The following is a 23193-nucleotide window of genomic DNA, read 5'->3' on the forward strand; positions in this document are numbered from 1 at the left end:
AATTGAAGTCATTCGCGCCAGAGGATTTCACTTTTCGTGACACTGGACCACGAAGGGAAGGTGAAATAATCACGCGTCAGAAGTGATGTGATTCTTCCCAATTTGGAGCTCGTGAATTATCTACCATCTTCACAGAACTGCAAGTACTTCAAGAGTGTCCAACTGAAAATAACCTTTCGTCGGCTCACGGGTTAAATTCACCCCAAAATTCACCCTTTCTAACCCATGAGCGCTAAATCTCTAACTCACGAGTGCTAGGTCGATCATTTCCGCTGACACAGTTATTGCTGACTCAGTTATTTAATAAATCCCTCGTGGCCAAGTACGCGTACAAAGGCTGTTCGCCGGCATCCGGCGGGTTTCTTAATTTCCGGCACCTCTAAAAGCGCCTTACTGCTGACGACTGTATCGGCCACTCGATCGTCGAATGCAATGGGCTGATTCTAAGTGAACCCCTCGATGCAACGGTTGCTTTTTTCATAGACCCGGGGGCTACCTAAATAAGAAGACAAACAAGGTAAATACATTCGGCGACATGTCTTGTAACCAATAGGTTGCAAGACGTCTCTTCGAACACCGCTCCCCCGCATCAAAAGCACTGAAAATCCAACGCTTCGAAAGTCTCGCAACCATGGGCTTCAAGTAGCAACATCTAGTCGTGCGTACAAGCCCGTTGCGAGACCTTGCTGACATGGAATTTCGGTCGATGTGAATACTTGCATGCATTTGTGAATTGAAAAGTTACTCTGTGCCCGTGTTTATCCCTCGATCACCGAGATGACGGTAGAACGTGGCACGGCTCCACCCGACCAGGCGTGCTGCGTCTTCGGCGGTGCGTCCCTTGCGCCAGCCTGCACTCCGACCTTGATCGAAGCCAACAGCTCCGTTCAATTACGCATGCTTCGTGAGGGCAGGCAAAACTTGGCGATGCTCCATCAGCAACCCCCTGACGAATACGCCTCGTGGAAGCTACGCCAGGAAGCCTTTGGCCTGGCCATACGACTTGGTTCGGCGCTCATGCATGAGGCCGAGCTGACTGTGCCCTCCTTGGACGGCGTTCGTGTGCTTATCCACTCGCGGGATCAGGTGCCGACGCCGCAACAGGAGGGGATTCTCGGCAGGGCCTTGGAGGCGGGCGTGCAGCCAAAGTGGCAGTTTGCGCAGTTCGTTGAACACGCCAGGGCAAGTGCGGAGGTTGCAGATGCCGATGTGGCGCTGGTCAGCCAGATGACAGCCCAACGCCAGTTGCCTGGTTGGCGTTGGCGGCCAATACTTGGCCTCCCGCTCGAGATTACGATGTGGCTGGTGTCTCAACGGCAAACACGAGCAACCGTCCAGGCCGCAGCTCAAGCCGTCGTAAGCTATGCCGCAGCCAATCCGCCAGGAGGTGAACTTTAGTGGTTCATATCCGCCTCGTTGCTGGAAAGCCGCCAATCGAAGTTACGACTTAACCGTCAAACGAAGCTAACAATCACACCTGCGTAAGTCGGCCAAAAAGAATTCCCGGAAATACTGGTTTCCGGGCCACCTCCTTATACTGTGATTTTTCCCCAATCCACTCAAGATCGTGGCAGACTGGCGAACATGGGAATTGTGATCATGGAGGGCCGGTTGCTGTGCGCGGACGCGGCTGAGGCTGAATTGGTGGAGAAATTGCTGCCGGAGCATATACGCCTCACCAAGGCGGAAGACGGCTGCATTTCTTTCTCTGTCACGCAAACCGGCGATCCCTGGGTCTGGCTGGTGCACGAGGAATTCGAAGACAGTGCCGCTTTCGAGGCCCACCAGCAGCGGGCCGCGAAGAGCGAATGGGGCCAGACGACCTCCGGATTGCAACGAATCTACAAGATCAAGGGCTTATAGCCAGGTGCATTTTGAAGCCCACATGCGACGCGGTAAATCCTAGCCCCTCGTAAAAGCGGTGCGCGTCCTGGCGTTGCGCGTCGCTTGTCAGCTGGACCAGCGGAATTCTCTTGCTTTCGGCTTCGGAAATGGCCCAGCGGATCATTTCCGTTCCCAGGCCACCGCCGCGCAATGCGCTGGCCACGCGCACTGCCTCGATCTGCATCCGCTTCGCTCCCCTGCGCGCAAGACCCGGCAACATGGTCAGCTGCATCGTGCCGGCAATGGCTCCGTCATTGCCCTCCACCACGATCAGCGTATGCGCTGGGTCTGCGTGAATCTCGTTGAAAGCCTCCAGATACTGTTCCCCGGCGTCCCCAGCGTCCGCATGCTCTGCACGACGGATCTCATCATCTGCCATCAAGGCAATGATCTGTTCAAGATCCGTAGCCCGTGCTTCGCGCAGGAGGTAGTTCTGGCCGCGTGCCGACAAGCTGCAGGCGCTCATGGGCTCCTCGCGCACCTCAGGCACTGGCCCTGGGCGTACGCGCCGCACCCACCGAGATGGCCATGACGAAGATTCCGGCCGCTTGCAGTGCCCAGCCAAGAATTCCGGCCTGCATCAGCGTGATCATCAAGACGCCAGAAATAATGAGCACAAGTGCTAATGCGCACACATAGATTCCACGTTTATCAAGTCCCATGGCCACAGCCTATGCCCCAGTGTGCCAGCGCTCAAGGCTTTCCGGTGATTCTATCGGCCAGCACGGCCAGCGGCGAGGAGCTCCCCCGCCCCTTCAGTTCGCTTCGATCTGCGGCACCATAGGCTGCATAGAGCCCCTTGGTTGCCAGCCAGCGCAGTGGTTCCGGCTCCCATTTGCGCACCTGGTGATTGACCCACGGCAGATTGGCCAATTCAGTGCTTTCCCCGAGGATCAAGTCGCGCAAGGTTCGTCCGGCCAGGTTCGCTGCGCCGACCCCGGTGCCGACATAGCCGCCGGCCCAGCCCAGTCCGGCCGCCGGGTCCAGCCCGACGGTAGCGGCCCAGTCCCGCGGCACGCCCAGTACCCCGGACCAGGCATGATCGATTCTCGAATTCCGGGTCTGCGGGAACATGCGGTGCAGGATTTCCTGCAGTCCCTCCACGGTGCTTTGCGGCGTCTGGCCATCGGCATCCGTGCGCGAACCATATTTATACGGCACTCCCCGGCCTCCAATGGCAATGCGGTTATCCGCGGTGCGCTGGGCATACATGTAGACGTGGGCGTAGTCCCCCAGCACCTCGCCGTTGTTCCATGCCAGTTCGTCCCAGATGGATGGAGCTAGCGGTTCGGTGGCAATCAAGGACGAATTCATCGGGAGCCACAAGCGCTTGTGTCCTGCTAGCCCGGCAGTAAACCCTTCGGTGGCACGGATGATGTACTCGGCGTCCAATGACCCACCGTCGAATTCGATGCGGCGTGCGCGCAGTGTGGTGGCGCGGGTGTTTTCATAGATCCGTACGCCGAGCCGCTCCACGGCTTCGGCGAGTCCGCGTACCAGTTTTGCAGGATGGATTCTGGCCGCGTGCGGATGCCACAGCCCGGCCCGGGCATTGGCGACGTTGACCTTGCCTTGCGCTGCCTCGGCTTCCAGCAATTCGGTGTGCGTGTGTTCCCATTGCGCGTCGGCCATGGCATCGGCGCGCAAGCGCTTTTCCTGGGCAGGGGTGTAGGCAACTTCGAGTTCGCCACCCTGCAGGATATCTGCATCGATCCCCTCGGCAGCGCACACCTCGATGACCTCGGCGACGGTCCGGTTCATGGCCAGCTGGAAGTCATTGACTGCTTGCCTGCCATGGGATTTCAGGTAGCGTTCGCGGCCAGCGGTGATGGTGTTGGTCAGCCATCCCCCATTGCGCCCCGAGGCGCCGTAGCCCACGTGCCGGGCTTCGAGGATCGTGATGCGAAGATCCGTGTTGGCCTTGGCCAGGTAATAGGCGGTCCACAGTCCGGTGAACCCGGCACCGATGATGGCGACATCTGCGGTGCCCTGACCGCGTAATTGCTGGCGTGGCTCTGGCAGGCCGATGTCTTCCCACCAGTGCGAGACGCGTCCATTGAGCATGTTGTATTCCGCCCCAGATCCAAAATGAATGGCTCTCAATAATTGCTTTGGGATTCAGCCTAGGGCCGGGCCCAGGGCGCAACAAGAGGGGTGGCGGAAAATGATGCAAGAAATCCCTGCCCGGCCCAAGGCCAGACAGGGACTTCCGGAAAAGTTATTCGGAAACGGTGATGTGCGCTCCGGGCGCTGGAGCGGTCACCGGGATGGTAGCGACACCCACCTCATCGCCCAGCTGGGCCATGACCTCTTCAGCATGCTCGGCATCTTCGACCAGCAGAGCCAGGGTCGGCCCCGAACCGGAAACCATGGCTCGCAGGGCACCGGCGCCTTCTGCCATATCGCGCATGGTGCCTAGTTCCGGGGCAAGGGCCAAGGAAGCCTGGGTCAGGTCGTTGGCCAGCACCTGGGCCAACGCTGGCGCGTCCGAAGCCATCAGCGCTTCGATGACCGCTGGATCGATTTCCTGCGGGACTTCGATCTCCGTGCCGGAACGCAAGCGATCGAGCATGCCATAGACTCGCGGGGTCGATAGGCCAAAGCTGGCCGGGATCAGCACCCAATGGGTCTTGGCACGAGTCAGCAACGGGGCAAGCTTGTCGCCGATGCCCAGGCCGATGGCGGCCCCGCCCATCAAGGCGAAAGGCACGTCAGCACCGAGGCGTGCGCCCAAGCGGCCGAGTTCTTCCCGGTCCAGCCCGGTTCCCCACAATTCGTTGCAGGCTACCAGGGTGGCCGCCGCGTCTGCAGAGCCTCCACCCATTCCGCCGGCGATCGGGACGCGCTTGGTGATGTGCAGGTTCGCTCCGAGGCTACAGCCCGTGTGCTCGCGAAGCAGCTGGGCTGCCTGGTGCACCAGATTGCCTGCACCCAGCGGAAAGCTTTCCGGTTCGGAGACCACAGGGGAATTCGGTTCCAGGCTCAGCTGCAATTCCCCGTCGGTGCGCAGCGTCGCTTCAATCTGCTCGGCCAGGGAAACCGCAACGTAGAGGCTCGCCACTTCGTGGTATCCGTCTTCGCGAGGAGGACCGACCTTGAAGTAGCAGTTGATTTTGCCCGGTGCGGTCGCGATGACACGCTGCTTAGACATGCTTATGCCTCGCTAGCTGGAGCTTCAGCCGGAATATCCTGTGCGGCACGGGCAATGTCGATGTACTGGTCAATATCCAGCTTCTCGCCGCGTTCCTTCGGATCAATGCCTGCTGCAACCAGGATCTGTTCTGCACGAGCACCGGAGCCTGCCCAGCCGGAGAGGGCAGCACGCAGCGTCTTGCGGCGCTGGGCGAAGGCTGCATCGATGATGGCGAAGACTTCCTTGCGATCCGGGGCATCGCTGCGGTCCTTGTCGCGGGTGAACCCCACCAGGCCGGAGTGGATCTTCGGAGCTGGCCAGAAGACGTTCATGCCGATCACGCCAGCCTTGCGCATGGTTCCGTACCAGGCGCCCTTCACCGATGGGACGCCATAGATCTTATTGCCCGGGGTGGCGGCCATCCGGTCGGCAACTTCGTCCTGCACCATAACCAAGCCATTGCGGATGGACGGGAAGTGCTCCAGCAGGTGCAGCACCACCGGGACGGCAACGTTATAGGGAAGGTTGGCGACCAGCGAGGTTGGCTCGCCGGGAAGTTCGGTGACCTTCATGGCGTCGGAAAGGATCACGGTCAGATCGTCTTCTCGGCCAGGGCGGAACTCGGCCATGGTCTGCGGCAGTCGCTTTGCCAGGGGTGGATCGATCTCCACGGCCACGACCTTGGCGGCGGCATCCATGATGCCCAGGGTCAGGGAACCTAGGCCCGGGCCTACTTCCAGCACTGTTTCGGATCGGTCGACTTTGGCGGCGGCGACAATGCGGCGGATGGTGTTCCCATCGATCACAAAGTTCTGCCCCAGCGTCTTGGTAGGGCGGATTCCCAGCTCTTCGGCCAGACGACGGATTTCGGTGGCCCCAAGCAGCGGCAAAGATTCCTTAGACATCACAAATCCAATTCTAGTTCAGCTAGATTGATCCAAACATAACAACGCGACGCATCCACCGTGATGGTGGACGCGTCGCGTTGTTATTCGGCTCTTGCTTTTAGCGCAGGCCCAGCTTGGACGAGCACGATGGCCAGTGGCCCCAGCCGCCTGATCGACGCAGCACTTCAGCTGCAGCGATCTGCTCCTGCGGAGTTGCCTGGTGCGGCAGCGGTGCGTACTTGGTGCCACCCACATTGCGCCACGACGATGCAGAGAACTGCAGTCCGCCGTAGTAGCCGTTGCCGGTGTTGATCGACCAGTTGCCGCCGGATTCGCACTTGGCCAGGGCAGCCCAAGTCGAGGAGATGCTGCTCGGGGTTGGAGTGTTCTTGGAAGTTGAAGTTTCCTTCTTCTCTTCCTTGGTGCCAACACGGATTTCCTCGGCAACGGGCTTCTTGGTGACCTTGGACTTGAGGACTTCTTCCTCGCCCTTCTTGCCGTTGCGGGTTTCCTGGCGCAGGGTCAGCTCACGCTCGCCCTTCTTGCCTTCGGTCTTGACCTCGGTGTCGCCCTTATCCAACGAGCTGTCCTTGACCTTCTTGGTCTCGAAGTCGATGTCGCGCGTTTCGTCCCACGTCTTGACCGTTACGTCGATCACCTCGACAGTGGTGCCCGCGGCCAGCTTGGCGCTGTCCTTGACGTCCTTGTCGGTTTCGTCCTTGATCTTGACGTTGATTTCGTCGTTGCCGTCGACCTTGATCTTCTCGTCGGCAAGCAATTGCTTGACGGTCAAAGCAGTCGTTGCGATTTTCTTCTTCTTGTCCTTGACGACCAGGGTCATTTCCTTGGGCGTGATGACTTCCAATTCATCGCTCAAGGCTGCGAGCTGCATGTCCTCATCGAGGGAAACCTCGGAATCCTTATCCAGGTCGAGCTGTTCAACCACGTCGGCAACGGTCATGCCGGTAGTGTGCACAACGCGCTCGGTGCCATCCACGGTTACTTCGATCGACTTGTTGCGCTTGATATCAACAAGCTGCTGGTCGGCAAGCTCGGAATCCAGTGCTGCGGAGATCTCGTCGCGCTCAGCCAAGGCAACGTCCTGCTGTTCCAGCAGTGCGCCAACGGTGGCAGCACGGGTGGTGATTTCCTGGCGCTGGCCGTCCACCGACATGACGACCGATTTCTGGCCAGAAATATAGAAAACAGCACCGGCAATAACCACAGCTACGGCGAGCGCCTGAGCCAGGTATTTCACCCAGGTCTTCTTGAGCAAGTGAGTCACGGTAATGAGGTCCCCATCGTTTGTAGACCCAACTGCGGGAATCCTGTCAGGATCTCCGGTTGGGCCCGGCAGTGTTCGCTGCCTGTCCTTCAGTCAAAGTTGCGCCGTGTTTCCACTTGCAGCAAGGCGTGAGGATCAGGCTGTCCTGAACACACCGTGCCGAAAATAGGCGGGGGCGGTACCGGACATCTCATCCACCGTAACCGAATTGTTATATTTGTGGCAAGTGTCCTGTAACGAGACACACAACCTCCGGGTCTAGAATTCTCCGTACACTTCTCGCGTATTCGCATCGATCCGGGTGCAGAATTCGGCCAGATCGATCCCCTTGGTTTCCGCCAAGAACCTAGTCGTGTACGGAATCATGTAGCTGGCGTTCGGGCGGCCCCGGAAGGGGTGCGGCGTCAAGAACGGTGCGTCGGTTTCTACCAGAAGCAGTTCTGGATCCGCCAGCGCCAAGGCCTCGCGAAGATCATGCGAATTCTTGAATGTCACAGTTCCAGAGAACGACATGTACCAGCCGTTGTCGTTGCAGATCCGGGCTAATGCCGCGTCCCCAGAGAAGCAGTGGAAGACCACTTTCCCCGGCAATGGCGCGTCCTTGAGCACACGAACCACGTCCTCATGGGCATCCCGGTCATGGATCTGCAGGGCCTTGCCCTGCTCCACCGCAATGCGCAGATGCTCCCGGAAGGAATGCTCCTGGGCGCCCCGTCCGTCTTCACCGGTACGGAAGTAGTCCAACCCGGTTTCGCCAATTGCACGCACCCGCGGATCCGCGGCAAGTTCTTCGATCCGCGCGATCGCTCCTTCCAGCTCCCCGCGTTCAGCCAGACGCGCGGCATCGTTGGGGTGAATGGCTACCGCGGCCAGGATATTCGAGTACTCGTTAGCTACCTGGACCGCGTATTCCGATGACTCCACGTCGCAGCCGACCTGGATCAGCCCTTTCACGCCAACAGCTGCCGCCGCCGCCAGGGCATCGGCAGCCGTGACCTTCACAGTTCCGTCAAGGAAATCCAGATGCGTATGGTTATCGACCACTGGCACCGGAAGCGCTTCTGGCGCTTCCGGGTACTGCAAATTGCGCTGGCTTCCGCCCTTTTCATTGCCAGAAGCACGCGACCGCTCCCCCTGCTCTGCTGCAGCGGCTTGCTCCGTCGGGCGGTAGGCCTCGGGAACCAGGGTGGGATCAGTGTGCTTCTTCTTGGACACGGTTATCCTTTGCGCGTGAATACTGGGATCGAATCTGTGGTTAATTGTGGCACCACTAGGGGTAGCAACGACAATCAGGTGCTCAGCTCCCGGTAGTTAGGCTCTGTTGCTGGACAAAAGATCCCCATATGATGTGATGCAAGACCCAATTGAATGAATGCTGCGGCGATCGATCTTGCCAACGATTCGTTCTTCAGGAGGAACCGCGCATGAGTGCAAACCGAACAGTGCCGTCGCTTGATTCGGCATTCCAGTCCAATTGCCAGCGCATTTTCGATGCTGTCCAGAGCGTCATCACCGGCAAGCCGGAGGCGGTGACTAGCGCATTGACGGTTCTGCTGGCACAGGGCCACCTGCTGGTGGAAGACGTTCCCGGGGTCGGTAAGACCATGCTGGCCAAGTCATTGGCGCGCAGCGTCAATGGTTCGGTGCACCGCATCCAGTTCACCCCGGACCTTTTGCCCAGTGACGTCACCGGTGTCTCGGTTTACTCCCCGCAGACTCACGAATTCACTTTCCATCCCGGACCGGTCTTCGCCAATATAGTCATCGCCGATGAAATCAATCGTGCGAATGCCAAGACCCAGTCGGCATTGCTGGAATGCATGGAAGAAAAGCAAGTCACCGTCGATTCGATCACCCATCGGCTGGAGCAGCCTTTCATGGTCGTGGCCACGCAGAACCCGGTGGAATCCGAGGGCACATTCGCCCTGCCCGAGGCACAGCGTGACCGATTCATGGCACGGCTTTCGCTGGGTTACCCACAACGCGATGCCGAAATCACCATGCTCACCGGCCGGCACCAGTTCGACCCATTGGAAGCACTGCAAGCCGTGGTGCAGCTGGCTGATCTGGAATACATGATTGAGCAGGTTAAAGCGGTGACGGTCACCGAACGGCTAGGCGCCTACGTGGTGGATCTGGGCCGAGCCACACGCGAGCACCCGCAGGTGGCGCTGGGGGCCTCGCCTCGCGCACTGATTCAGTGGGTTCGCGCGGCCAAAGCCCATGCCGCGATTCATGGACGCGACCACGTCTTGCCAGAAGACGTTCGCAGCGTGGCCCAGATGGTGCTGAACCACCGGTTGATCCTGACCCGGCGAGCGGTTGCGGACGGCTTGGATGCCAGCGCCGTGATCCAAGAGCTTGTTGCCAGCACCCCAGTGAGCTAACGGGCAGCCATGGAGAAGATTCCCCGCTACGATTCGCGCGATGCCCTCTCCTGGACGCGCACCGAAAATTCGGCGACAGCCCTGCGGCGTTGGCACCTTGACCTGTTCACCGTGCGCGGTTGGTGCACTGCCGGAGCTGGCGGCCTGCTGGTGTTCGTGGCATATCTCCTGGGCCGGCACGAAATGATGGCTTTGGGCCTGGCCCTGGTGGCGTTGGCTTTGGCGAACTGGGGTTTGGCCTTGCGCCTGCGCGGACGCACGATTATCCACCGGGAGCTGCTCTCGGCGGTTCCCAGCGTTGGCGAGGTCAGCAAGTTCCGCTTGTCGTGTGCTGAGCGTTCCATCATCCAGGAACAATTGCCGGAGGATTTCGGACCCGGCCCACGATTCCAGGCCCCGGGTTCAATCGAATACGAATTGGTGTTCCGCACACGCGGGATCCACCTTGTGGGACCAGCCCAGCAAATAGTCGTGGACCCTCTGGGGCTGATACAGGGAATGGTGCGCACCGGAGCGAGCCTGCAGATCCCCGTGCGTTCCCAATTGCACCGCTTGGATCGTTTCGCCCCGCTCGGCGAACGAACGCTCACTGGCGATGCGAAATTCTCCAGGAGCACCACCACCGACTACTACGATGTCGCGACGCGCGACTACCAGCAAGGCGACTCCGTCCGCCAGGTGCACTGGAAAGCCAGTGCCCGGCACGGAAAGCTCATGGTCCGCCAGGAAAACCACGTGGCAACCGCGCAGGCGCTCCTGGTCCTGGACACTTCCTTCGAGCATTGGAATCACAGCGGATCGGATCTGAGGATCTCGTTGCCGCAGGCTCACGCGGAGGCACTCACCAGCAGCCGCCGCTTTGAAAATGCGTTGTCGTTGGCCAGCAGCATCGGCCTGAGATATGCCACTAGCGGCTACCAGCTCGCCTTCCGGGACCTCACCGGGGCCTCGTTGGCGCAACGAGACCCGCAAAGCGTCTCCGAGCTCGGCGCGCTGAACAGTTTTGAAGACTTCCATGCCGCAACTTCGGACCTGGCCTTGGCCAACGGAACAGTTGAAGCCAACGGTTCCGAGATTCTGGGCAATACCCTGCGCAAGGAGCTCTTGGTGTTCCGCGAAGAACCGGTCATCATGATCCTCGGAGAGCTCACTGCGCCGCAGGCAGCTTGGCTGGCTACGCTCTCGCGCACCGTGCGCAATGTCGAGGTTTTCCTGCTGGTCAGCCACCCTGAACGCTATGGGCAGATACAACTTGAATTGGCTCGCACCAGCTGGAAAGTGCATATTCTTCCCGGCAATATGGCGATAGACGAGATGTGGGGATGATGAGCGCTGGCCGTACTGGGGCAAGCATTCTGGCCCCGACTCCCGACAACCCGGATCCGAGCGTTGGCTCGGCTCCCGCGATGCGGCTTCTGCTCGTGCGGGTTGCTGCTGCCTGCTGCCTTGCAGTCGCTGTATTAGCGGGTGCCGCCTCGCTGTCCGGGGTCATTGAAGGCTCCAGCTGGTTCCCGGCCTTGGTCCTCCCGGTCTTCGCCGTGCACCTGTGCGCCGGTCTGCTGCGCGCAGTCCGCCGCTTGCGCTGGAGTGCTCTTCCTGCTGCTGCAATCGTCGCTGTGGCATCCATTGCGCTCAGCGATGCCCGGGAAAGCAACATCTACGGTTTGCCTCTCGCCCAATGGGTCTGGAATGTGCTTGGTGAAGCGGGAATCCAGCTAGCTACCCAAGTGCCGCCGGTAGCCAATTCCCGCTCTGTGGCTTTCAGCGTATTGTGCTTCACTTTGGCAATCAGCCTGATCGTGGAAATGCTGGCCAGCTCGCGGCGCATGGCCATGCTGATCATCATTCCCTTGTCTCTGGCACCGATCATCGCGTCGCTGTTCAAGCAGGAAGGCGCCGGAATTGGCTACCTCGCGCTGCTGTTGTCGGCAGTGCTCGGCTATATTGCGCTGATTCCGTATCTCTTTGCCCCTGCATCTTCCAAGCATTCCCAAGTGATGCTTCCCACGCCCAGGACGCTGGGAATCCTGGGTGTCAGCGTGATGGCCTGTGTCGGTGCCCTCTTGGCGGCCAGCATCTGGATGCCTGGTTTCCGCAGCGGCATGTTCTCCGAGGGGCAACGTCCTTCGGGTGATCTGCTGGCCAGCAATGTCGATCCGCTGATCAACCTCGGAAGAGACCTCCGCTCGAACAGCGGTGTTCCCATCCTGGACTACTACACAACTGCAGAAGAAGCGCCTTACCTGCGCACTCAGGTGATCAAGGATCTGTCCGCAGACCGCTGGGAACCAAGCGAAAGCTCCATGCAGCACACGCTTGATGGCACCTCCGCAGTGTCAACGAATTTCAGCACGTTCAACAGCACCGACGAAGTCTTGCGAATGACTTGGCCTGATGGCATCAGCAGTCCGGTCCTCCCGTTGCCCAACCAATCCTATTTCGTGCAAGGCATCGTCGGGGATTGGAACTGGACCTACGAGACCTCGGTGGCTAGGCTCACTGGCGACGCCATGGCATCGACCAACGACATTTCAGTGGCCTACGCGGAATTGGCCATCAGCACGCAAATGGTCCGCAACGTCGGGCACATGGGAGTCGACGCCAGCGACCAGCTGCCCGAGGAATACCTGCGTCTTCCGCAGGATCCTGACAACGGATTGGAACCGTTGCTGCAGCAAACCCTTGATGAGGTTTTCGGCAAGAAGGGGAAGCCTGCCAACGACATTGATACCGCCGTGGCTTTGCAGCATTTCTTCCGTTCCGGGAATTTCGTGTACTCCGAACGCACCCCGCTGCGCGAAGGCTACGACGGGGCCAATCGTCGAGTTGTCGAAGCATTCCTGGCCCGGCGCCAGGGGTATTGCGTGCACTTCGCCTCGGCGATGGCCCTGCTGGCTCGTGAAGCCGGAATCCCTTCGCGCATTGCCGTGGGGTATGCACCCGGTGAAGCCAGCGGAGACACTCTCGAAATCACCGGGGACACCGCCCAGAGCATGCTGGAACGGCGCCTGGAAGAAGGTACCGAGCTCACCGGATATACCGTCAGCGGGAAACAGTCCCACGCGTGGCCAGAATTGTATTTGAACGGGCTGGGTTGGATTCCGTTCGAGCCCACCCCGGGTCGGGGCTACTCGCCAAGTTACGCGCCGGAACCAACTCCTACGTCGAACCCGCAAGAAAGCACTGCACCCCAAGTGCCCACCGAGCGCGGCAACCCGAGCCTCCCGGCCAGCGCCGCGCCTTCTGCACCGGCACCGTCCGCAGATTCTGGGACCCAGGGCGCAAAGGCAGTGTGGCTGTTGCCAGCGGTCTTGTTGCTGGCTTTCCTCGCACTGGGAGTTGCTCCGTGGCGTCGCCATCGCCTGCGTGAGGAGCGGCTAGGACGCGTGCGCCGTGGCGGCGCTGATGCCGCTCCAGCTCTGCTGGCCGAGCTGCAGGCTATTGGGGCCGATTACCGGGGGCCGGCCGGCAGCCACGAGTCGGCCGGTGACTACACTACCCGGCTGGGCGAAGACCATCCCCAAGTCGCCAAGGATTTGCAGTCCCTGAAAACTGTCATCCAAGAGAGCTTCTACGCCAACAGGCATCCCAGCGCTGATGATGCCGCTCCGTTGCTTGACGCCTTGCACGCGATCCAGGGCAATTTGCGCGGCGAGCTGTCCTTTATCCAACGAATCAGGGCATTCTTGTTCCCTGCTTCGGTGCACCCGCGTCATTCGCGCTCGGAAGAATCCACGCGAATCGACATGTAGCCATCGGTTTAACCGGCCAAGGCCCGACCGGAAGAATCCGGTCGGGCCTCGGCGCGAGCTGGAGAATCTACTTCTTGGCTGCGTAAGGATCGGCAATGCCGATGTACTGCACGGTGGTGTATTCCTCCAGGCCTTCGGCGCCGCCTTCGCGGCCCAGGCCCGACTGCTTCACGCCACCGAATGGTGCCGCGGCGTTGGAGATCACGCCAGCGTTGAATCCAACCAGGCCGAATTCGATCTGCTCCGAAACACGGAACATGCGGTTGAAGTCCTGCGAGTAGATGTAGGAAGCCAAACCGTATTCGGTGGAGTTGGCCAGCTTGATAGCCTGGGCCTCATCCTTGAACGTGGTCACTGGTGCCACTGGGCCGAAGATTTCCTGGCTCAGGATCTTGGCGTCGTTGGCGACATTGGCCAGCACGGTTGGCTGGTAGAAGTAGCCCGGGCCGTCAACTGGCGCGCCGCCGGTGATGGCAGTCGCGCCGGCGGCGACGGCGGCTTCAACCAGCGAGTGGACTTCGTCGCGGGCCTTTTCCTCGACCAGCGGGCCTACCGTGGTGTCGGCTTCGGTGCCGCGTCCTGGCTTCAGGGCCTTCATCGCTGCAGCGAACTTGGCGGTGAATTCCTCGGCAACATCCTCATGGACCAGGAAGCGGTTAGCAGCGGTGCAGGCTTCGCCCATGTTGCGCATCTTGGCTGCCATGGCGCCCTCGACAGCAGCATCCAGATCGGCATCCTCGAAGACGATGAATGGTGCGTTGCCACCCAACTCCATCGAGGTGCGCAGGACCTTGTCTGCGGCGTCCTTCATCAGCTGCTTGCCCACCGGGGTCGAGCCGGTGAAGGAAACCTTGCGCAGGCGGTCATCTTGCATCAGCGGGCCGGAGATCTTCGAGGCCGAAGCGCCGGAGACCACGTTCAGCACACCAGCTGGAAGGCCTGCTTCCATCATCGTGGCTGCGAAAAGCTGGGAAGTCAGCGGGGTCAGCTTGGCTGGTTTGAGCACCATGGTGCAGCCTGCCGCTACTGCCGGGCCGACCTTGCGGGTAGCCATGGCCAGCGGGAAGTTCCACGGGGTGATCAGCAGGCATGGGCCAACCGGCTTGTGCTGGACCAGGACCTTGTTCTTGCCCTCGGGGGTGGTGAGGTAGCGGCCGTAGTGGCGTACGGCTTCTTCGGAGAACCAGCGCAGGAATTCGGCGCCATAGGTTACTTCGCCATAGGCCTCGGCCAGTGGTTTGCCCATTTCCAGGCTCATCAGCAGCGCAAAGTCATCCTTGCGCTCGGTGACAAGGTCGAAAGCACGGCGCAGGATCTCCGCGCGTTCGCGTGGTGCGGTCAGTGCCCATTCGGCCTGGACTGCGTCAGCTGCATCCAGTGCAGCCATTGCGTCTTCGCTCGTAGCACTGGCCAGTGTCAGCAGCTTCTCGCCGGTAGCCGGGTCGAGCACGTCGAAGGTGCCACCGTCGGAGGCATCCCTCCATTCGCCATTAATCAATAGGCCGGTTGGCACCTTGGCAAGCAGTTCCGCTTCGCGCTGGGCAGTAATCGACATACGAGCATCTCCTGATAGAAAATAATGAAAACTAATCGTCTTTGATGTCTACGCTATTCCTGGCAGGTGGTGGCTGTAAATTGCCGTCTGCACGATAAACGCGAGCATTCATTGTGCATTTAGCCTATGCGACTTCGGCTATTTTCCCGCTTCGTGACGTGCTGCCAGAACAGCTTCATAGAGCTCGCGTTTCTTCACGCCGAATTTTTCGGCCACTTCGGCCACGGCCTGCTTCATGCGCATGCCTTCCTCCACGAGGGCTGCAACCTTGGGAAGCAAATCCTCGATGGATGCGGCCTCTGCTTCCGGGGCTCCGTGGACCACCACAACAATTTCTCCGCGTACGCCATCTTCTGCCCATGCGCGCAGATTTGCCAGTGAATCTCGACGGACCTCTTCAAACTTCTTGGTCAGCTCGCGGGCTACGGCGGCCTGGCGGTCTTGGCCAAATGCTTCGATAGCGGCATCGAGGAAGTCGCTCAGCCGGTGAGGAGCCTCGAAGAACACCATGGTGCGATCTTCGGCGAGCAAGGAATCCAGGCGCTTGCGGCGTTCCCCCGCCTTGCGCGGCAGGAAGCCTTCAAAGGTGAAACGGCCAGTTGGCAATCCGGACAGGGCCAGCGCGGTGAGCACCGCAGAAGGGCCCGGTACCGCGGTGACACGGATGCCAGCACTCAAGGCAGCGGCCACCAATGGGTAGCCGGGGTCCGATACCGCCGGCATTCCTGCATCGGAAACCACCAGCACAGTCGCGCCCTCGGCGGCCAGGTCAATCACCTCGGAGAGCTTGTGAGCCTCGTTATGCTCATGCAGGCTCATCACCCTCGCAGTGATTTTAATGCCCAGGGCATGGGCCAGGTGGTGGAAGTTTCTGGTGTCCTCCGCGGCGATGATATCGGCACTGGCCATAATCTCCCGCAGACGCGGGGAGGCGTCGGACAAATTGCCAATCGGGGTGGCTCCCAGGACGATTACGCCCTCATTATCTGAGTTCTGCACATTCTTAAGCCTACGCGACGCAGGAAAAGCCCACTTTCTGGACTTTCCACCGGTAGCATGAATTGGTGATGGGCACCTCGGTTTTAGACACTCCGGACTCCGGCCACGTACGCTCGGCGCGACAGGCCTTCACTTTCGAGAGCCTGAAACAACGGCTCCTGCCTGTGGTGGCTCCCAGCGGCCCGCTGATGTGGATCATTCCGCTGGTCGTGACACTGATTGCCGGCCTCTTGCGCTTCGTCAATCTGGCGCACCCGCACTTGCTGATCTTTGATGAAACCTATTACGTCAAGGACGCATTCGCGATGCTGCAAAGCGGATACGAGCGCGAATGGGCTGACGACAGCGATGGGAAGTTCATCGCAGGCGACCCGCAGCTGGAAGCTGAATCTTCCTTTGTCGTCCATCCGCCGCTGGGCAAGTGGATGATCGGCGTGGGCATGCTCCTCTTCGGTGATTTCAATGGCTTCGGCTGGCGTTTTTCCACAGCGCTGGTCGGCACCCTCTCGGTCCTGCTAGTCACTCTGTGCGCCCGCTTGCTCTTCGGTTCCCACGTCCTTGCCGGCATCGCCGGTTTGCTCATGGCCATCGACGGCCATTCCATAGTCATGTCGCGCACCGCGTTGCTGGACATCTTCTTGATGTTCTTTGTGATTGCCGCGTTTTATGCCCTGCTCAAAGACCGGATACATGGCAGAACCGTGCTTGCCCGGAAGCTTTCAGTACCCGAGGGTAACCGGCCAGATGACTTCCTGCTCGTTCATGGCCCCATGCTCTGGTGGCGCCCATGGCGGCTGATCGCAGCGATCATGCTCGGTGGCGCAGTTGGCATTAAATGGTCGGCGCTGTCCTTCGTAGCTGTATTCTGCCTCATGGCGGTGCTTTGGGACTTTGGTGCGCGGCGCACCGCAGGAGTTCACAAGTGGCAGTCGGCGGCATTCATCCGCGACGGAATCTATTCCTTCTTCACCATGCTGCCGCTGGTGCTGCTGACCTATTTGTCCACGTGGACCGGGTGGCTGATCACCCAGGGCGGCCGATACCGCCATTGGGCCGAGGAGAATCCCGGCGAAGGCATTAGCTGGCTGCCCTCGCCGTTGCGTTCCTTGTGGCATTATCACCAGGCTGGCTACGAATTCCATACCGGGCTCGACTCCGAGCATGGCTGGCAATCCTCGCCGTGGACGTGGCCCTTCGCCGGACGTCCAGTGCTGTTCTACTTCGAAGGCTACGACAAGGGCGCCAACGGCTGCGGGCTGGAGCGTTGCACCGAGGTTATTACCGACCTGCCTAACCCGTTGATGTGGTGGGCCTGCACCATCAGCATGTTCTTGCTGATTCTGTGGTGGATTGGCGCCCGTGATTGGCGCGCCGGAGCGATCCTCTCATCGGTGGCGGCCGGGTTCCTGCCGTGGCTGATGTACCCAGAACGCACAATGTTCTTCTTCTACACCCTGCCACTGGTTCCGTTCATGGTGCTCGCGTTGACGTATATGATTGGCAGGTTCATTCCACGCGACCCTAATTCCAGTGCCGCGCACCGATCACGCATCATCGTACTCACCATATTCATGGCGTTATTCCTAGTCACGTCGGCCTTTTTCTGGCCGATATGGAGTGGGGAAATGATCGCGGATGACTACTGGCGCTTGCACGTGTGGCTCCCCAGCTGGGGCTAGGCTGCCCGTGGCTTGGCCACCTGCTTCCATGAAATAGGCCACTAAGACGACCATCGAATCCCAAAGGACAATTCTTCAATGCAAGAAGTAACCGTCGAGCTACTCACTGATCTAGCACCAGAAGTAAACACGACGAGCCTACTCCTTGATCGCGTAGCACGTGGGGCGCAACGACCACTGTTCAGCGTGCAGCGCGACGGCACCTGGCATGATCTCAGTGCCGGTGATTTCCTCATTGATGTCAAGCGCCTGGCAATGGCGCTGATCAATGATGGGCTGCAGCCCGGTGACAAGGTCGCCATTATTTCCCGTACCCGCTATGAATGGGCTTTGGCAGAGGAAGCGGTGTGGTTCGCCGGAGGCGTGACGGTCCCCATCTACGAAACTTCCAGCGCCTTCCAGATCGAATGGATCCTGCGCGACTCCGGTGCGCGCGTGGTTTTCGCCGAAAACCACGAGCTGCGCGCCAACGTCCGCCAGGCGGCGGCTCAGCTGGGCGAACCGGTTCGCACACACATCTTTGAAGGCTCCGACACGGCGGACAAGACGCTTATTCCCTCCGCTGGCCTGCATCAGCTGATGGTTCCTGCCAACCAAGTCGATGAGCAGCTGGTCGAATCCCGCCGTGCTTCCATGACCCTCCAGGACGTGGCCACGATGGTCTACACCTCGGGTACCACCGGGCGTCCCAAGGGCTGCAATATGACCCACTCGAACTTTGCCATGGTGGCGCATAATCTGGCCGGCCATATGCTCGAAGTGCTCGGTGAAGAGCGCCGAACGCTGATGTTCCTGCCGCTGGCCCACGTATTGGCTCGTGCCGTCCAGCAGACCTGCATCCACGGCGGATCGGTGATTGCTCACTCCAGTTCCATGGCCAATCTGGTCGAGGACATGTCCGCGGTCAAGCCCGGCTTCCTGCTGGCCGTGCCGCGCGTCTTCGAGAAAATTCGCACCACCGCTTTGGCCACAGCCGAACGTGGCGGCAAGGCCGAGCTGTTCCTCAAGGCAGAACAGGCAGCCATCGAGGTTTCCAAGATCCGTGATGCGCGTGCGCGTGGCCTCAAGACTCGCATGCCCTTGGGCCTGCGTGCCCGCCATGCCTTGTTCAGCAAGGTCCTCTACCCGAAGTTGCAGGCCGTCTTTGGCGGCCACTGCGGTTACGCGATTTCCGGAGCCAGTGCATTGAACCCGGACTTGGCTCATTTCTTCCGCGGCGCTGGCATTGAACTGCTCGAAGGCTACGGCCTGACCGAAACCACCGCCCCAGCCACCGTGAATCAAGCATCACGAATCCGCGTGGGCACCGTGGGACGTCCGCTTCCCGGCACCTCCATCAGGATCGCCGATGACGGTGAAATCCTGGTCAAGGGCATTGGGGTTTTCGCGAGCTATCACAACAATCCTGCCGCCACGGCTGAAGTCTTCGATGAAGACGGCTATTTCAAGACTGGTGATACCGGTGTCCTGGATGATGGAGGATTCCTCCAGGTCACTGGCCGCAAGAAGGAACTGATCGTCACCGCCGGCGGCAAGAACGTCTCCCCTGGCCCGTTGGAAGAGATGGTCCGCGCCGGACGCATCGTCTCCCAGTGCGTACTGGCTGGCGAACAGCGCCCATTCATTACGGCCATGATGACCCTGGATCCCGAAGAACTGGTGCTGTGGGCCAAGGCCAAGGGGCTTGAATCCATGACCCTGGCTGAGGCGGCGATCAACCCAGCAGTGATCGCCGAAATCCAGAGCTACGTGGATACCGCTAACTTGACCGTTTCCAAGGCTGAGTCCATTCGCAAATTCGTGGTCCTGGAAGAGGAATTCACCGAAGCTTCCGGGCACCTGACCAACTCGTTGAAGCTCAAGCGCCAGAGCGTTCTCGAAGAATTCGAAGGCCGCGTGGAAGCCCTCTACCGCCAGTAATTCCCACTGGGTAAAGCAATGGGGAGCAGTTCGCCATGAACTGCTCCCCCAGTGCTTTAAGCCTTGTGCCAGCTAGTTGCCAATGCCGAACGCACGGGCCTCCTGGCGCAGCCGGGCCGCCTCACGGCGGCGGCCGGTTGGCCAGCAACTGATCAATACAGCGACGATCGTGGCCAGCAGCAGCACGGCGATGCCAATGGCGCTATCGAGCCAGTACTGCTCTGGGTACAGGCGGATCAGCGTATCGCTGACGTTGAAGGTCCAGGTGCCGTCGGAGAAGAAGAGGGCATGGAACTGGGTGAAGAAATTGTCCCATCCCACAATCGCGGAGACGGCCAGCGCAGCAATGCCCGCCAAGGCCAAGATCGCTCCCGAGAACAATGCACGCCGTACGCCGCCTGCATAGCGCTTGGCGAGGTACCAAACACCGATGATCAAGATGACCGCTAGAACAGCTCCGAGGATATAGGCGAACCCGATGAGGTTCTTCACGTCCACCATGTGCTGGACTTCCCCTTCGGTGAACATGCTTGAACCGGTGGAAAGCTTCAGGCCGGCCAAGTATTCGGGGCCGGCAAAGTTGTTCAGGTAATCCACACCGTAGCTGCCGTAGGTCAGGCGTTCAGAATCGGTGAAACCAAAAGAATCGCTTGGGAATCCAGGGCGGCCGTAGGACAGGGCCAGGAAAGCCGGCGTGGCAACCAAACGGATGGCAGCGATCAAGGTCAGCAGCGGGAAGACCAGAGCCACGATCACCTGGGCAGTACGGCCCAGGGCCGGCTTCGAGTTCAGCGCCCGTTCGCGCGCAACCCGGCGCTTCACGGCCGCTTCGGAAGGTTCCGGTTCTGGCGCGTAGCTGCCAAAGACGCGGTTGCGCGCCTGGGCAACGGCAGCCTTTGTTGTTGGCAGGGATCCGGTCTTCGGAGCAGCAGACACCGGTGGCACGCTTTGCGCGGTGGTTGCCTTCTCGCTGGCCTGCGGCTCAGCGGACTTCCCGGCACCGGCGGCGGCTTCGCTTTGCACCTGCTTCTCCGCTTCGATTTCGTGCGGCAGCTTGATGGCGCGAATGACATCTTCTACTGGCTCTTTAGCGGCCGGCTTCGCAGCGGGCGCCTTGGCGGCAGGCTTCGCGGCCGCAGGTTTGGCCGCAACTGGCTTGGCGGCTGCCTGCTTGGACGCCGCGGGCTTGACGGGCGCTGGCTTGACCGGCTGCTTGGTTGCCGGGGCTTTGGCCGCAGCAGGCTTGGCCTCAGCTGGCTTGGCCGCAGGGGTCGCGGCAGGCTTGTCTGCCGCTGGCTTCACGGGGGCAGGCTGCGCCTTGGCTGCAGGAGCTGCAGTTGGGTTCTTGGTCTCGGCGTCGGTTTTGCCGGACATCGCGCGGCGGATGGCCTCTTTGCGGGCTTCTTCCTTTTGGGCAGCGGCGTTTGCCTGGGCCTGGTTCTTGTGCTTTTCCAGGCGCGCAGTAAGCTCTTCAGCTTTTTGGCTCAGGCTGGTCTGTGGGCCTGGCATGTTGCCAGTGGCAGCCGGTGCCGGCTGGCCCGTAGTTCCTTGCCCTCCAGTGGGGTTTTTCGCCGCCTCAGCCATGAGGAGTCCTCCTGCAATTCGCGCGATGGTGTGCTGTTTTGGGGTTGCTTCACGGGCCGAGTACGGCGCACGCGCCTTTAGCATATCCAGCGAGTCGAGTCATCTGACGGATTACCACACCACAATTGGATTTCAGCTAGGACACAAAGAGGCGCTGCAGATGCCGCCAAAGTGCCGATGCAGGTTCAAGAATTCTTCGAGAAGAAGGTCTAGGCTTCTTCGTCGCCAGCTGGGAGCACAGCCAAGCGGACGCGAGTGTCAAAGCGCTGTGCACGGATATCGCGGGGACGGACTGAATCAATGGGCGAATCCGATGCGTGGCGAGGTTCGCGAACCTTTGGTTCTCGATCGCGGACGGCATTCACCAACGCGTTCAGCTCATCTTCTGGTTCAAGCACATCTGGGATGGCGCCACGGATCAGGCTCCACCCGCTGGGAACTGTCAGACGGTTCGCATGGCGGGCGCACAGGTCATAGCAGTGCGGTTCCGGGTACGTCGCCAAAGGCCCAAGAACAGCAGTTGAATCTGCGTATACGTAGGTAAGAGTAGCGCGGGCCGTTTCACGGCAGGCTGGGCGAGAACAAAGACGAAGACCTTCCACGTTTGCCATTCTACTCGGCTGGTCAGCACATCCTTGGGATCTTCGCCCATTTGCGGGCTGATGGGCACCGGCACAGTGTCGCAAGCGCTAGGCTGAGTTCATGAACTCCAAGTTGCCTGATCCGCCAAGCGGTTCCCGTCGCCACCGCCACGGACGCGGGCGGCGTGGCCCGCTGATGCCCATGCATCTTCCTGCTTACCGTTCACGGCCGGAACGATTTGATGATGCCGTGATGGCCAGTGCGCAAAGGCTCTCGGAACGCTGGCCCGGAGAAATTGAAAAGATCGATTTCCTGATTGATCCGGTGCCCAGTGACAAGCTGCTGGAACAGGCTGCTGCACTGGGCGAGCGGGTGCCGCTTGCATCATCAAAATCAGCTTCGGCTAGCCGCCCAGCGCGCATCATCATTTATCGCTTGCCCATTGAGCAGATTGCGGAAAACACCGGCGAACTCTTGGATCTGGTCCATCAGTGCGTGGTGCACGAGGTCGCGCAGCTTTGGATGAAACCCATCTCGGAAGTGGACCCCGGATATTTCCCTGAGGATCCGGACTACTAAGGCCATCTTCTCTAGCTGGCCTGGATCCGGCTTTCACGTCCCGGCGCATGGGAGGCCAGGCCAACGCGCACGGCACCGATCCATACCAGCGCAGCACCAACCAGGTGGGCGACCACAAACAGCTCTGGCAGGCTGGTCATGGCCTGGATCGCTCCGAGCAGCCCCTGTCCGGCCAATACCCAGAGGTAGAGCTTGGCTTTGTGCGCCACGTCCGGTACTTGTTCTTTTCTTGCTTGACGCCACATCACCATAGCAACAACCAGTGCGCCCACGGCTGCTGCGGCATGCACGAGAGTGATCTGCAGCCAGTCGAAGCCCATCCGCGGGACCTCGGCCGAGTCTCCGGCATGCGGACCTGAGCCGGTCACCCCGGTGCCAATGATGACGAGCAGGGCGCTGAGAACAACTAACCAGGTTCCCAGCGACTTCAGCGAATCCGTACTGGCTTTTGAGCCGGCGTTTCCCAGATTCTGCACCTTGTCCCAGGTGGCCGCAGCGGCAGTGAGCAGCAAGGTCGCAGCCAGGAAATGGGCGGCAACTACGTAGGGGTTCAGTTTCACCCAGACGGTGATCCCGCCAATGACCGCATTGAGCACAACAAGCCAGAACTGGAACCACGCCCATCGGGTGATGCCCGGAACTGGTTCGCGTTGCAGTCGGGCGGCAATGATGACCCAACCAACCGCTGCGCACAGGACAAAGGTGAGCAGCCGATTGACGAACTCGATGGTCGCGTGAATCCCCATTTCAGCGGTTGGCGCGATGGAGCCGCCGGTGCAGGTTGGCCAGTCGGGGCAGCCTAGTCCTGACCCGGTGACTCGAACGACACCGCCGCCGACAATAATCAGAATCGCTGCGATCATTGCCGATAGCGAAGCTGCCTTGAGCGAACTACGTTCCAGCGTGATTCGCTCAGCCAGCCATGCGAAAGGGGTCTTCAATTATCCAGTTCCTTAATGGCGGATTC

Annotated in this window: 20 protein-coding genes; 8 read left to right on the top strand and 12 right to left on the bottom strand. The window is 60.2% G+C overall.

Annotated elements, in window-relative coordinates; translation table 11 throughout:
* Positions 1–864 precede the first annotated feature (864 nt).
* The gene (locus AC1Z36_RS16650) at positions 865–1398 is read left to right on the top strand and encodes a type 2 periplasmic-binding domain-containing protein (RefSeq protein WP_402735736.1); all 534 of its coding nucleotides are present in this window, start codon (positions 865–867) and stop codon (positions 1396–1398) included.
* 186 nt (positions 1399–1584) lie between these two features.
* Complete coding sequence (locus tag AC1Z36_RS16655) at positions 1585–1863, top strand: putative quinol monooxygenase (protein ID WP_208294223.1); 279 nt, start codon at positions 1585–1587, stop codon at positions 1861–1863.
* Here AC1Z36_RS16655 and AC1Z36_RS16660 read toward each other — a convergent pair.
* The 7 genes from AC1Z36_RS16660 to AC1Z36_RS16690 all read right to left on the bottom strand — a co-directional run bounded on the left by AC1Z36_RS16660 (position 1850) and on the right by AC1Z36_RS16690 (position 8404).
* The gene (locus tag AC1Z36_RS16660; protein ID WP_105657485.1) at positions 1850–2350 is read right to left on the bottom strand and encodes a GNAT family N-acetyltransferase; all 501 of its coding nucleotides are present in this window, start codon (positions 2348–2350) and stop codon (positions 1850–1852) included. The two genes, AC1Z36_RS16655 and AC1Z36_RS16660, sit on opposite strands and share 14 nt — an antisense overlap.
* Positions 2351–2366: 16 nt before the next feature.
* Positions 2367–2546 (bottom strand): hypothetical protein, encoded by a 180-nt coding sequence (locus AC1Z36_RS16665; protein WP_402735619.1) that lies wholly within the window; start codon positions 2544–2546, stop codon positions 2367–2369.
* A 31-nt stretch (positions 2547–2577) separates the two neighbouring features.
* Complete coding sequence (locus AC1Z36_RS16670) at positions 2578–3948, bottom strand: NAD(P)/FAD-dependent oxidoreductase (protein WP_402735620.1); 1371 nt, start codon at positions 3946–3948, stop codon at positions 2578–2580.
* Between the two features lie 154 nt (positions 3949–4102).
* Entirely contained in the window at positions 4103–5035 is a 933-nt protein-coding gene (locus AC1Z36_RS16675; protein WP_105657483.1) for a 4-(cytidine 5'-diphospho)-2-C-methyl-D-erythritol kinase, read from the bottom strand.
* Between the two features lie 2 nt (positions 5036–5037).
* Entirely contained in the window at positions 5038–5922 is an 885-nt protein-coding gene (gene rsmA / locus AC1Z36_RS16680) for a 16S rRNA (adenine(1518)-N(6)/adenine(1519)-N(6))-dimethyltransferase RsmA (protein WP_402735621.1), read from the bottom strand.
* A gap of 100 nt (positions 5923–6022) precedes the next feature.
* Positions 6023–7189, bottom strand: a complete 1167-nt coding sequence (locus AC1Z36_RS16685; RefSeq protein ID WP_402735622.1) for a resuscitation-promoting factor — start codon at positions 7187–7189, stop codon at positions 6023–6025.
* A 258-nt stretch (positions 7190–7447) separates the two neighbouring features.
* Positions 7448–8404 carry a TatD family hydrolase gene (locus AC1Z36_RS16690; protein WP_105657480.1) on the bottom strand — a complete coding sequence of 319 codons (957 nt, stop codon included), beginning with the start codon at positions 8402–8404 and terminating at the stop codon, positions 7448–7450.
* Between the two features lie 209 nt (positions 8405–8613).
* On the opposite strand from AC1Z36_RS16690, the gene AC1Z36_RS16695 reads away from it, so the two are divergent.
* From AC1Z36_RS16695 to AC1Z36_RS16705, 3 genes are read left to right on the top strand one after another with little or no spacing between them, the layout of a single operon-like run.
* Positions 8614–9576: an AAA family ATPase gene (locus tag AC1Z36_RS16695; RefSeq protein ID WP_402735623.1), complete on the top strand. Its 963-nt coding sequence runs from the start codon at positions 8614–8616 to the stop codon at positions 9574–9576.
* A gap of 9 nt (positions 9577–9585) precedes the next feature.
* Entirely contained in the window at positions 9586–10902 is a 1317-nt protein-coding gene (locus tag AC1Z36_RS16700) for a DUF58 domain-containing protein (protein ID WP_105661726.1), read from the top strand.
* Positions 10899–13328 carry a transglutaminase TgpA family protein gene (locus AC1Z36_RS16705; protein WP_483561980.1) on the top strand — a complete coding sequence of 810 codons (2430 nt, stop codon included), beginning with the start codon at positions 10899–10901 and terminating at the stop codon, positions 13326–13328. The genes AC1Z36_RS16700 and AC1Z36_RS16705 overlap by 4 nt, the downstream gene beginning before the upstream one ends.
* A 67-nt stretch (positions 13329–13395) precedes the next feature.
* On the opposite strand, the gene AC1Z36_RS16710 is transcribed toward AC1Z36_RS16705, so the two are convergent.
* Both AC1Z36_RS16710 and rsmI read right to left on the bottom strand, forming a co-directional pair.
* The gene (locus AC1Z36_RS16710) at positions 13396–14883 is read right to left on the bottom strand and encodes an NAD-dependent succinate-semialdehyde dehydrogenase (RefSeq protein ID WP_105657476.1); all 1488 of its coding nucleotides are present in this window, start codon (positions 14881–14883) and stop codon (positions 13396–13398) included.
* A 138-nt stretch (positions 14884–15021) separates the two neighbouring features.
* Positions 15022–15882, bottom strand: a complete 861-nt coding sequence (gene rsmI, locus AC1Z36_RS16715) for a 16S rRNA (cytidine(1402)-2'-O)-methyltransferase (protein ID WP_483561477.1) — start codon at positions 15880–15882, stop codon at positions 15022–15024.
* Between the two features lie 68 nt (positions 15883–15950).
* Here rsmI and AC1Z36_RS16720 point away from each other — a divergent pair, with 68 nt between their 5' ends.
* Positions 15951–17561 carry a dolichyl-phosphate-mannose--protein mannosyltransferase gene (locus AC1Z36_RS16720; protein ID WP_402735625.1) on the top strand — a complete coding sequence of 537 codons (1611 nt, stop codon included), beginning with the start codon at positions 15951–15953 and terminating at the stop codon, positions 17559–17561.
* 78 nt (positions 17562–17639) lie between these two features.
* The gene (locus AC1Z36_RS16725; RefSeq protein ID WP_332594723.1) at positions 17640–19481 is read left to right on the top strand and encodes an AMP-dependent synthetase/ligase; all 1842 of its coding nucleotides are present in this window, start codon (positions 17640–17642) and stop codon (positions 19479–19481) included.
* Positions 19482–19553: 72 nt separating this feature from the next.
* On the opposite strand, the gene AC1Z36_RS16730 is transcribed toward AC1Z36_RS16725, so the two are convergent.
* Together AC1Z36_RS16730 and AC1Z36_RS16735 are read right to left on the bottom strand one after the other, a co-directional pair.
* Positions 19554–20990: a TIGR01906 family membrane protein gene (locus AC1Z36_RS16730; protein ID WP_483561478.1), complete on the bottom strand. Its 1437-nt coding sequence runs from the start codon at positions 20988–20990 to the stop codon at positions 19554–19556.
* Between the two features lie 284 nt (positions 20991–21274).
* On the bottom strand, positions 21275–21676 hold the full coding sequence (locus AC1Z36_RS16735) for a DUF3499 domain-containing protein (protein WP_208294212.1): 402 nt from the start codon (positions 21674–21676) through the stop codon (positions 21275–21277).
* A 91-nt stretch (positions 21677–21767) separates the two neighbouring features.
* On the opposite strand from AC1Z36_RS16735, the gene AC1Z36_RS16740 reads away from it, so the two are divergent.
* Positions 21768–22226 (top strand): metallopeptidase family protein, encoded by a 459-nt coding sequence (locus AC1Z36_RS16740; RefSeq protein ID WP_402741657.1) that lies wholly within the window; start codon positions 21768–21770, stop codon positions 22224–22226.
* 11 nt (positions 22227–22237) lie between these two features.
* On the opposite strand, the gene AC1Z36_RS16745 is transcribed toward AC1Z36_RS16740, so the two are convergent.
* Positions 22238–23167, bottom strand: a complete 930-nt coding sequence (locus AC1Z36_RS16745; RefSeq protein WP_483561479.1) for a COX15/CtaA family protein — start codon at positions 23165–23167, stop codon at positions 22238–22240.
* Between the last annotated feature and the right edge of the window lie 26 nt (positions 23168–23193).

The sequence above is a fragment of the Glutamicibacter sp. BS14 genome (genome assembly GCF_056934375.1).